The 10,499-nt window shown below is 56.4% G+C and carries 9 protein-coding genes and 1 pseudogene; 6 read left to right on the top strand and 4 right to left on the bottom strand.

Features of this window, described 5'->3' with window-relative positions; all coding sequences use genetic code 11:
* Positions 1 to 107: 107 nt before the first annotated feature.
* The 3 genes from AA0535_RS15710 to AA0535_RS15700 are packed head-to-tail and all read right to left on the bottom strand — an operon-like array spanning position 108 to position 1,473.
* Positions 108 to 491 (bottom strand): type II toxin-antitoxin system VapC family toxin, encoded by a 384-nt coding sequence (locus AA0535_RS15710; protein ID WP_264817632.1) that lies wholly within the window; start codon positions 489 to 491, stop codon positions 108 to 110.
* The gene (locus AA0535_RS15705; RefSeq protein ID WP_264817631.1) at positions 488 to 784 is read right to left on the bottom strand and encodes a type II toxin-antitoxin system Phd/YefM family antitoxin; all 297 of its coding nucleotides are present in this window, start codon (positions 782 to 784) and stop codon (positions 488 to 490) included. Before AA0535_RS15705 ends, AA0535_RS15710 begins: the two co-directional genes overlap by 4 nt.
* 50 nt (positions 785 to 834) lie before the next feature.
* Positions 835 to 1,473, bottom strand: coding sequence for a tyrosine-type recombinase/integrase (locus AA0535_RS15700; RefSeq protein ID WP_264817630.1), 639 nt, complete (start codon positions 1,471 to 1,473; stop codon positions 835 to 837).
* 720 nt (positions 1,474 to 2,193) lie between these two features.
* Here AA0535_RS15700 and AA0535_RS15695 point away from each other — a divergent pair.
* Entirely contained in the window at positions 2,194 to 4,155 is a 1,962-nt protein-coding gene (locus AA0535_RS15695; RefSeq protein WP_264817628.1) for a GTPase, read from the top strand.
* Complete coding sequence (locus AA0535_RS15690; protein WP_264817627.1) at positions 4,148 to 5,932, top strand: GTPase; 1,785 nt, start codon at positions 4,148 to 4,150, stop codon at positions 5,930 to 5,932. Before AA0535_RS15695 ends, AA0535_RS15690 begins: the two co-directional genes overlap by 8 nt.
* Positions 5,933 to 5,992: 60 nt before the next feature.
* Here the strand turns inward: AA0535_RS15690 and AA0535_RS15685 are convergent.
* Positions 5,993 to 6,355 (bottom strand): annotated as a pseudogene (locus AA0535_RS15685) (IS5 family transposase); the annotation flags it as partial.
* 184 nt (positions 6,356 to 6,539) lie between these two features.
* On the opposite strand from AA0535_RS15685, the gene AA0535_RS15680 reads away from it, so the two are divergent.
* From AA0535_RS15680 to AA0535_RS15665, 4 genes are read left to right on the top strand one after another with little or no spacing between them, the layout of a single operon-like run.
* Entirely contained in the window at positions 6,540 to 6,824 is a 285-nt protein-coding gene (locus AA0535_RS15680) for a HigA family addiction module antitoxin (RefSeq protein ID WP_264817626.1), read from the top strand.
* Positions 6,778 to 8,391 (top strand): type I restriction-modification system subunit M, encoded by a 1,614-nt coding sequence (locus tag AA0535_RS15675; RefSeq protein WP_264817625.1) that lies wholly within the window; start codon positions 6,778 to 6,780, stop codon positions 8,389 to 8,391. Before AA0535_RS15680 ends, AA0535_RS15675 begins: the two co-directional genes overlap by 47 nt.
* Entirely contained in the window at positions 8,388 to 9,494 is a 1,107-nt protein-coding gene (locus AA0535_RS15670; RefSeq protein WP_264817624.1) for a restriction endonuclease subunit S, read from the top strand. The genes AA0535_RS15675 and AA0535_RS15670 overlap by 4 nt, the downstream gene beginning before the upstream one ends.
* A complete protein-coding gene (locus AA0535_RS15665; protein WP_264817622.1) occupies positions 9,494 to 10,492 on the top strand; it encodes a hypothetical protein in 999 nt (332 codons plus the stop codon). Before AA0535_RS15670 ends, AA0535_RS15665 begins: the two co-directional genes overlap by 1 nt.
* Positions 10,493 to 10,499: the final 7 nt, after the last annotated feature.

Genomic DNA, 10,499 nt, shown 5'->3' with positions numbered 1-10,499 from the left:
TTCTTCTCGGCCATCTGTCTCGCCGCAACCGTCATATTCTGGCTATGAGTCCTGAGCCTAGACATGTGTCTGCAAAGACCGCTCGACCGATCTTGCGGTTTCTGCATTCATAAACAGCGTATTCTCTTGATGGGGTAGTGATCCATTTGCCCGTCTTCCGAAAGGAACGTGGCCTGTTCAGCTTGCGCCTGCGCCATCAGGAGATGGTCAAACGGATCACGATGATGCAGAGGCAAAGACATCAGGATCTGCAGGTGTTCGGGCTGTATTGGCAGCAGAGAGAAGCCTTCCGCAGGGATGGCTGCCAGAATATCATTCATATCCGCATCCAGCTTTCCGATACGGATTTTGATCGCAATCTCCCATAGTGACACGATACTCACCAGAATATCGTGGGCCGGGTCTGCGATGATCTCCCGTGCAGTCTCACCCAGCCGCTCTGAGTCCGAAAGCCACCAGAGCAACGCATGCGTATCGAGCAGAACCTTCACAGATCGCGTTCCATACTTTCAAGAATGTCCGGCGGTGTCTGATCAAAATTTTCACTCATTCTGATCCGCCCGCGAAGAGCTCCTGGCTGACGGCGGGGCCGATAGGAAGGAGCCGGCGGTCGCAGTTCAGCCACAATCTCATCATGAGATGTCACCAAGATCGTGCTACCCTGTCTGACCTGACGCAGATAAGCCGTCAGGTTTCCGCGGAACTCTCGAACACCGACTATCTGCGGGGACGGTAAATTATCTAAAAGATGCTGACTCATAGTCTCCTCCCTATGTGTCACCATAACATGTACACATAGGGAGGAGGTAGAGAATTCCTGATGCCTGTTCGATTTCAGAGATCAGTGGCTTCTGACAGTGTCAGCGCGTCCTCGACATCAACCCCAAGGTATCGAACTGTACTATCGAGCTTTGTATGGCCCAGCAGAATCTGAACGGCCCGGATGTTACCGGTTCGTTTGTAAATCATGGCAACCTTTGTCCGGCGGAGTGAATGAGTTCCATATTCACCGGGGATCAGTCCCACTGCCTGAACCCATTGATCCAGAAGCCGGGCGTATTGCCTTGTGCTCAGATGAGCTTTGGGGCTTAGGCGACTGGGAAAAACATATTCATTCAGGCCGCCACCTCGGTATTCCAGCCAGGTTCGCACGCTTTCCCGTGCTGTTTCTGTAATTTCGAACTGTACAGGTCGCCGAGTTTTCTGCTGAACGACCATGGCTCGGTGACGTACCTGACCGCTGGTCACGATGTCGCCAATACGAAGGCTGACAAGATCGCAGCCTCTGAGCTTACTATCGAGAGCAAGATCAAACAAAGCCTTGTCTCTGACACGCTGTTCGCTCCCCAGCCAGAACCGAATAGCCCAGACGTGCTTTTCTTTGAGCGCCCTCTTGGCGCCAACCATTTTTCCTGCGTTCCAAGGCACGGACGCTTTTAACGTAGGCGATGGAAAACGAGTTTTCTTCTCCATGATATGTCCTCCTGATCAGCTGCACATGCAGCAATCAGCAGTTTGGAGGAGGCTAGTGACCGGTAACGAGAGCTATTGCAGACCGTCCGCTTTCCGGAGGCCCAAACGACGCCGCTTATGACCGAAATGAGGCGGAAGCGGACGTGGCTCTGGATGCATAAATTCTACGTTTTATGAGGGAAGGGACGATTTATTTTCAGTAAAAGTTCATGCATGGGCAGAAAAAAGTTCATCAAAACAGCCTCTTAATCCTGCTTTGCTCTCAACTTGTGATTGCTGCAAGCTGAGAAGCAATCGTTCCCCCGCAACCACTTAAAGTTTCTGAAACCCCGCCAAGTCATCGACTTGGCGGGGTTTTGCTATGCGTAAACTGAGGCCATCTTCTGTAAAATCGTTTAATTTCAGTTCATTAAATATGGTAGGTTCAAGGCGGGGGTATCATACCGCGCAACCACTTGCGATTACCCGCCTTGACGTGAGACGCTGTTACAATCAGGCTCGGAAGCGAATGTAATTTTAGTTTCTGGATCGATGACTGACCTTATTCGAGACCTTAGGCACCGCGACGCGTACCATCGAGCACTCAGGCAGTGCGCGCATGTCGCCCGAGAGGAGTTTGAGGTCGCCACCCGTGCCCTTCACGACGCTGAGCAGATTGGGCAGAAACTAAAGGCAGCGGTGGCAGCCGTCGCGCGTCGAGTCCCGACCGACGGAGCTGCCGTGGAAGACGCCCGAGCACGACTTCAAGAACTCGACGCAAAGCTTGAGACGACGCTAGCGGACTCCCTCCGTGCGACAAACGCAGCTCTTAACGCCAAGCAGAATGTCCTCAGTCGCTTCACGGTCACGCTCTTTGGCCGAACGATGGCAGGCAAAAGCACAATCCGTGAGGCGCTCACTCGCGGCGACGGTGCCACCATTGGTAAGGGCGCTCAGCGTACAACCCGCGACGTGCGCGAGTACGTCTGGAACTCCCTCCGCATCATCGATACCCCCGGCATTGGGGCGTACGAGGGTGACGAGGATCGCGCGCAGGCATTATCGGTGATCGACGAGACCGACGTTGTATTGTTCCTCGCCAGCTCCGACGGGGTTCAGGAGGAGTCGTTCAAAGGTATGCGGGAGTTGCGCCAGCAGAACAAGCCGCTCATTTTCGTGTTGAATGTTAAGCGCGATCTCGAGAAGCCTGTGAACATGCGTCGGTTTCTAAGAGATCCACAAAGCGTCTTCGACGAGAACGAGCTTCGTGGACACTTCGACCGCATCCGCTGGCTCGCCCGTGACTACCTTGGCATGCGCGATGTTCGGATATTCCCGATCCACGCGCAGGCGGCATACTTCTCCACTCGCCCCGAGTATGGAGAAAATGCCGAACTCCTTGCGGAGCGCTCCCGCCTCGGAGATCTCCTCCACGCACTTGAGGTGGAGGTTTCCCAACGCGGCCTTGTCCGTCGAGTGCAGACCATCGTCGATGGTACCCAAATTTCGTTGCTTGATCTCCAAGAGGAGCTTGGTAAGCAGGCAAAAACTGTGAGGCGAGCGGCTCATTACCTCGAAGACAAGTTCGGAGAGCTTGATGTCTGGCTTAGTGGCTTCATCCGGGCAACAAACGCCCGCGCGGAGACGGAAGCGAGCCAGCTCGTACAGCCGCTCCGCGCATCGGTGTCTGCGTTCATCGACGAGAACATCGAACGAGAGGATGTAGGTGACCGCTGGAACCATAAGGTGGGAGCGCTCGACATCCAGGGCTGGCTCAAACGTCAGCAGACCGCCATCCTTGATGAGCTTCGCGCTCGCCTCGTTGAGTTTTCACGAGAGATGTCAGTAGAGTCGAAGTTGATAGGAGAGTTCGATGCCGCCAGCCCATCACAGTTTGACCCGTGGGATGTGCAGCGATCTCTGCGTTGGCTCTCTGCAGCAGGGGGTGCTATGGCCGGCGTTGCCGCTGTAGCTGGGTACTTCGGTGCCGCGAACTTTTGGAATCCAGTCGGGTGGATTGCCGGTGGCGTTAGCGTGATCGCTCTAGGGCTGTCATGGCTTTTCAGCGACCGCGAGAAAAAGCTTCAAGGCCAGAAGGCAAAGGTGACCTCCGACCTCCGTAAAAGTATCGACAACCTTGAGCGCGAAGTCGCGAACGGCTTGAAGAAATGGTTCTATGACAGCGTGACGAGCCGATTAGTTCGCGCGATTCGCAAGGACACACGGCAGCTCTATACTGGCATGAGTGAGGTCTCTCGATCCCTGAATGATGGGGCCCGTCAGGTGGATACCATTGTCGAAGGGCTCAACCGCCGCCTTCTTATCCGCACGGGCCAGTTCGTTCAAACGCCTGTGGAAGAAGCTCTAATCGCCCGTGTAGTTCGTGACCCCGGCATTCGCGTCAAGTTCCTTTGGAGAGAGAACACCGAAAACGCGGCGTTCTGCAAGCGGGTGGGCCTCGCGATCGGCGAGTGGGTCGACGAGATTCCAGACGTTCCTGTCGCTCAAAAGGTAGCTGCCGCCCTGCGTCCTGCCAGCGTCTCGCCCACGAACGTATCAATCTCGGCTCAATTGGCCCTAGTTCGGGTCCCACAACAAGAAGTGGGGCGCGCTATCGGAAAGCGCGGCAGCAATGTTTCCCTTGCCAGCCGCCTTGTGGGTGTACGCATTAAAGTGATTGGAGAGGACCGCGCACATGGCTGACAGAGCTTCCTTCGAATTTGGCGAAATCCTCTCAGCAACCCGGCAACTTCAGAGTGATCTGCGCGCGGCCACCGCGTGCTCCGAGGATCCAAAGGTCAAAGCTCTCGAACGCGAGGTGGATGAGGTTCGGATCACTGGGATGTCGAGCGACGCGCCCCCTCTTACCATAGCCTTCGTCGGCCAGTATAATGCGGGAAAGTCAACGATCCTTCGCGTCCTCACTGGCCGCGAGGACATTGTGATCGATTCTGACGTCTGCACCGACGCAGTCACAGCTTACGACTGGAAGGGTGTCCGGCTCCTTGACACACCGGGTGTACATGCGGGACACCCCGACCACGACGAGAAGACCTATGCGATCATCGATCGCGCCGATCTCATCGTGTTCGTCGTTACGAACGAGCTGTTTGACGACACGATCGGGCGGCACTTCCGAGAGCTCGCATTCGCGCGTCAGCACGCGCGTCGGATGCTCCTTGTCGTAAACAAAATGGGCCAAGATCCAGGCTCACCTGAGACGAAGCAAGGCGACATCGAGAAGGTCACGGCGCCGCTCGTTCTTGAGGATTTCCGCGGTGTCTTCGTCGACGCCCGGTCATGGATTGAGGCACAAATCGCTGACGAAGAGGATCGCGTGGACCTCCTCGAACTTGCCAACGTCGGAGCGCTTACGGATGCGCTCAACGGATTTATAGCGGAGCGTGGTTTGACAGGTCGCTTGTCGGCACCGCTCTTCACGATGCGTGGCATTGCAGAACAAGCGTCGGCGCTGCTGTCAACGGATTTTCCCCAAGAGCGCGCCGCGCTCGAACTCCTCCACCGCAAGCGAAGCATCTTCCTAGCGTCGCGAGGTCGCTTGCGCACAACGATGAGTGGTGTCATCGCAAGAGCTGTTGTCACCATCGGGAGTTACGGCGACGAGGTCGCGGAGTCGATCGAGCCAGGCAAAACCGAGAAGGATGTCGAAGCACTCCATACCCGTGCCCAAGCCAATGCCAGCGCTCGCAGTAAGGCGCTTTCTGACGAGGCCCGCTTATGCATCGAGACCGAATTTAGCGAGCTTCGCCGTCAGTTGGAGGCCCTTCGTGATGGCGTACTCGCGCGTGAACTGACTGGACAGGTTGAAAGCGGAACACCTAGCGACGTCGGGCTCGGCGACTTCGCATCGCTCGCATGGCACGCGCGTTCAAAGGAAGAAGGTCTTGCCGATTGGCCCGCCAAGGCAAAGAAGGTCGGGAGCATTGCTAAGGACATCGGAAATTGGGCAGCTCGATGGGCCACGGGGCCTGCTGCTGAGGGAGCTTCTGCATTCAGTGCCACGGCGGCTCGCGGGAGTGACGCGCATACGGTTGTCTACAACGTTGGGAAGTTCTTTGGCGTGAAGTTCCAGCCTTGGGGAGCCGTCAAGGTAGCCCGAACAATCGGAAATGCCGGCCGGGTTGTTTCCGCAGTCGGCGGTGTCCTGGCAGTCGTCGCGCAGATCGCTGAGGACCGTCAGCAGGAACGATACCACCTACAGCTCCGCGACGCACGCGACGGCGTGCGCTCTGCCTATCGGGACTCTGCTCTATCAGTTCAGACTGCCTTCTGGGAGCAGTTCGAGTCATTTTCCAAAGACTTTTATGACTCTGAGTTGCTTGCCATCGATGAGACCGTCGAAGATCTCATCGGAAAGCGCAGTGAGCGGAAGTCTGGAGCGGAGGGTTTCCAGAATCTGGAGCGACGTGCTGAAAAATTAATCGAATTGATTACTTTGAGGCGATTGCCGGCCCCATAGCGCAGTGTTGTGCAAGTCCAATTACAGCATTCGAGGACTAAAGTGCCCAAGGCTCAGGTCTCATAGCCAGAACATGACGGTTGCTGCGAGACAGATAGCTGAGAAGAAGCCGGTCGGGCATCTGTCGTAGCAGGTGGCGACACGCCGCCAGTCCTTGAGCCTGCCGAACATGATCTCGATGCGATTGCGGCGTTTATATTTTCTCTTGTCGTATCTGACCGGTTTTTCGCGAGATTTCCGTCCTGGAATGCAGGGCTTTATACCTTTCTTTTCTAGGGCGTCCTTGAACCAGTCGGCGTCATACCCGCGATTTCCCAGTATCCATTGTGCAGCAGGAAGACTGTCCAGTAGGGCAGCGGCACCGGTATAATCGTCGATCTGTTCAGCAGTCATAAAAAAGCTCAGTGGTCGTCCGTTCTGATCCCCGCGCGTGCGAACGCAGCCTTGCCACAAGGTAGAAGCGGACATTCCGTCCCAATTGTCATTTTGACCGCCATCTTGGCTACGTGAATGTACGTCTATCCACTAATTCACACGACTATGCGCAAGACGACCTATTGATAACCGTCGATTATCACTCTACGGTTTCAGCAATGGAGGAGCAGACGTGACCCATCCCGGAATCCTTGTTCGCCAAGAGTGCCTTGATCCCAACGGCTTGTCCGTCACCAATGCCGCCCAGGTGCTCGGGTGCAACCGTCAGACTCTCAGCAACCTCCTGAATGGGCGGTCCGGCATTTCGCCGGAGATGGCGCTACGCCTTGAAAAGGCATTCGGCACCTCCGCCCGGTCCTGGATGGAACGGCAAATGGACTACGAACTGGAAACGGTCATGGCCCGCGCCCATGAAATCGAAGTCCGGTCATTTACAAGGCGCTCCTCATGCACATGAACCGCGCGACAATTACAGCAGGCAGCAAGTGATCACAGGCACAATCAAAGCCCAGATCGACCAGATCTGGAACGCGTTCTGGTCCGGCGGGGTCTCCAACCCGCTTTCCGTGATCGAACAGCTCACCTTCCTCATGTTCATCAAGCGGCTCGACGACCTCCAGACGGTCGAAGAGCGCAAGTCAGAAGACCTCGGCCTCCCCATCGCCCGCCGCATTTTCCCCGAAGGGGCCGACGATAAGGGCGAGCCCTACGACAATCTCCGCTGGTCCCGCTTCAAGCATTTCGAGGCCCGAGAGATGATGCGCATCGTGGATGAGCACGTCTTCCCCTTCCTGCGCCAGCTAGGTGAGGAAGGATCATCCTACGGCACCCACATGAAGGACGCGCGGCTTGGTTTCTCCAACGCCAACCTGCTGGCCAAGGTCGTGCAGATGCTCGACGACATCCCCATGGACGACCGTGATACGAAGGGCGACGTCTACGAGTACATGCTGGGCAAGATCGCCAGCGCAGGCACGAACGGCCAGTTCCGCACGCCCCGCCACATCATCGAGCTGATGGTCAGCATCATGAAGCCTCAGCCCGGCGACACCATCTGCGACCCGGCGGCTGGCACCTGCGGCTTCCTCGTGGCAGCGGGCGAATACCTGCGCGACTACCACCCGGAGATGTTGCGAAAAAAGCAAACCCGCGACCACTTCCACAACGGCATGTTCCATGGCTTCGACTTCGACGCGACCATGCTGCGGATCGGCGCGATGAACATGACCCTGCACGGGGTCGAGAACGCCGATGTCTCCTACCGCGATAGCCTGGCCGAGGAACATGGCACCGACGAGGGCGCCTATTCCCTGATCCTTGCTAACCCGCCCTTCGCCGGATCGCTCGACTATGACACCACGGCCAAGGACCTTTTGAAGATCGTCAAGACCAAGAAGACCGAACTTCTCTTCATGGCGCTGTTCCTGCGGCAGTTGCGGATCGGTGGGCGCGCAGCGGTGATCGTGCCGGATGGGGTGCTGTTCGGCTCTTCGACCGCCCACAAGGACATTCGCAAGATGCTGGTCGAGGATCACAAGCTCGATGCCATCATCAAGCTGCCCTCGGGCGTCTTCCGCCCTTACGCCGGTGTGTCCTGCGCCATCGTGATCTTCACCAAGACTGGCGTCGGCGGCACCGAGGGCGTGTGGTTCTACGACATGACGGCGGACGGCTTCAGCCTTGATGACAAGCGCACGCCGCTTCTGGACGCCGAAAAGCTGGGCGTCTGCCCGACGCAGGCGCTTTCGCCTGAGGAGCATGCGAAAAACAACCTGCCCGACATCCTTGCCCGCTGGGGCGATTGGGAAGCCGAGACCGCGCGGCCCCGCACCGCGCAAAGCTTCATGGTGCCCGCAGAGGACATCATCGCCACCGGATCATGGGATCTGTCGCTGAACCGCTACAAGGAGATCGAACACGAGGAGGTCACCCACGCCGCCCCCGCGGACATCATCGCCGAACTGCGTGCGCTGGAGGCCGAGATCGCCGAGGGCCTGGATCGGCTTGAGGGGATGCTGGGATGAACTGGCCGGTAGTATCCTTTGGAGATGTTCTGACAGACGCCACAGGCGGCAACGTCAAAACCAAACAGTCCAACTACTTAGCAAAAGGGCTGTTCGCAATTGTAGATCAGGGGCAGTCGAGAGTCGGAGGCTACACCAACGACGCATCCAGTCTTTGCAAGATGGACGGCCCTGTCATCATATTCGGTGACCACACAAAGTCTCTCAAGTATGTCGACTCCCCATTTTGCTTAGGGGCTGACGGAACCAAGGTTCTGAAACCCAAGCCCGGTACACATCCGAAGTATCTCTATTATGCGCTGCACCAGGTGCCGATCCCCGAGGCCGGGTACAGTCGACATTTCAAGTATCTCAAGGCAGGCGAAATCCCCCTCCCGCCGCTGGAGGAGCAGAAGCGGATTGCGGGGATACTGGATCAGGCAGCAGAGCTCTGCCGCCTCCGCACCCGCGCCCTCGACAAACTGGGCACTCTCGGTCAGGCCATCTTTCATGAGATGTTTGGGGACCCGGTCACACACGCCACTGCCACACTGGTCGACATTGTGACGAAGGGTGACAAGATCAATTACGGCGTCGTTCAGCCGGGTGACGATGTCGTGGAAGGTATCCCACTGCTTCGGGCTGGCGACATCCTTTCACCCGGGCTGGACCCGAAGGACTTCCGCCGGGTGGCTGCGGAGGTTGATGCCAAACATAAGAAGTCGCGACTGAAGGGCGATGAGATATTAATCGCGTGCGTTGGCTCTATCGGTTCAGTAGCGCTCGCGCACCAAGGCTTGAAAGGCGTGAATATTGCTAGGGCTGTCGCGCGAGTGCCTGTCGATAAAAAGGTTGCGAACCGAGTTTTCATCGCCTCTCAGCTCAAATCTCAGGCTGTGCAGAACTACTTTCAACGTGAAATCCGGCTCGTCGCTCAACCCACGTTGAACATCAAGCAGATCACTGAAGCCCCTATCTTCCTGCCAAGCCTAGCTTCGCAAGAAAAGTTTGCGGCGCGCTTGTCCGCGCTTGATGGCAATATTGGAAAAGCGGTCTCTTCTCTGCGGCGAGCAGAAGCCCTCTTCGCTTCCCTCCAACACCGCGTCTTCCGGGGAGAGCTTTGATGCGTGATGAATTTCTGGGTGTCCAAAGTCTGCTGATGGCCGAGGTCTTCGAACCTTTGTTTGAGTTCATTGAAGAGAACGAAATCGAGGTCGAAGACCTTTGGCTGGACATTTTTCAGTCGGCATTGCCAAGGCCCGCGCCACCAGTCGAACCAACCTACCAAGATTATAATGATACCGGCGCAATTTATCTGCCTGAAGATATTGATAAATGGATCGCATTTGAGGAGGCCATGGAGCGATATCGGGCTGCTCTCGAACCCTTTAACAACTCCAACCCAGACGACGAGCTCGCCCGGGATTATATCTGCGATTTCTTCAACGACGCCCCCTCGGAGTACGCCATCGTCGAAACTCTGGAAAAGGCCTTCAAACCCTTTGACGACGCCGGTGGTGATCAACTGTCGAACACGTACTTCGTTGCCGTCCAGACTTTCATTGAGAAGTTCAGCCTTCGCTACGACGTCCGCCGACCGTCCTTCAACCGTAGGATGTCGATATATCCAACGCTTCCAGGGCTATTCACAAAGATGCTGCGAGATCTGAGGTTATCCAGCGCTCAAGATGCCGCTCTGGCCGAGCTAATGGCTTCCTTCGAGGAGACGATCCGAGATCTGCACGATGAGCGGTCGCCTCGAAGAGTGAAGCAATGCATTGCGGCTCAGTTCAATCTGCTCGAAGCTATGTTATCCCAGCACCCAAATATACTTGCCTATAATGCCGCTATGGAAAACCGCATTCCGCAAGGCCAGAAGGCGAACACCTTCGGTGCAATGTGCAACAAGGCGGGTGTGTGGCCTCACAACAAGGTCATGGAGTCCGCAAAAGCCATCTATAGCTTTGCGTCCGACTATCCCGGAATTCGTCATGGCGGTAATCCGGCCAACCAATTGCGTGAAGTTGATATGCGCGATCTCCTTTCGATATCTGTGATTTTGACAGGATTTTCCCCTTATTTGAGTCCCACCATGGATCCAGAGAAGATTTATTTGGATTGAGGATTGC

It is taken from the genome of Asaia krungthepensis NRIC 0535 (assembly GCF_025995175.1).
In the GTDB taxonomy this organism is placed as follows: domain Bacteria; phylum Pseudomonadota; class Alphaproteobacteria; order Acetobacterales; family Acetobacteraceae; genus Asaia; species Asaia krungthepensis.
This window is presented reverse-complemented; position numbering and strand designations above follow the sequence as displayed.

Bases quoted from the DNA above. Each gene is read 5' to 3' on its own strand.
- AA0535_RS15705 (WP_264817631.1), bottom strand. From the start codon at position 784: ATGGTGACACATAGGGAGGAGACTATGAGTCAGCATCTTTTAGATAAT.
- AA0535_RS15700 (WP_264817630.1), bottom strand. From the start codon at position 1,473: ATGGAGAAGAAAACTCGTTTTCCATCGCCTACGTTAAAAGCGTCCGTG.
- AA0535_RS15690 (WP_264817627.1), top strand. From the start codon at position 4,148: ATGGCTGACAGAGCTTCCTTCGAATTTGGCGAAATCCTCTCAGCAACC.
- AA0535_RS15675 (WP_264817625.1), top strand. From the start codon at position 6,778: ATGAAATCGAAGTCCGGTCATTTACAAGGCGCTCCTCATGCACATGAA.
- AA0535_RS15670 (WP_264817624.1), top strand. From the start codon at position 8,388: ATGAACTGGCCGGTAGTATCCTTTGGAGATGTTCTGACAGACGCCACA.
- AA0535_RS15665 (WP_264817622.1), top strand. From the start codon at position 9,494: ATGCGTGATGAATTTCTGGGTGTCCAAAGTCTGCTGATGGCCGAGGTC.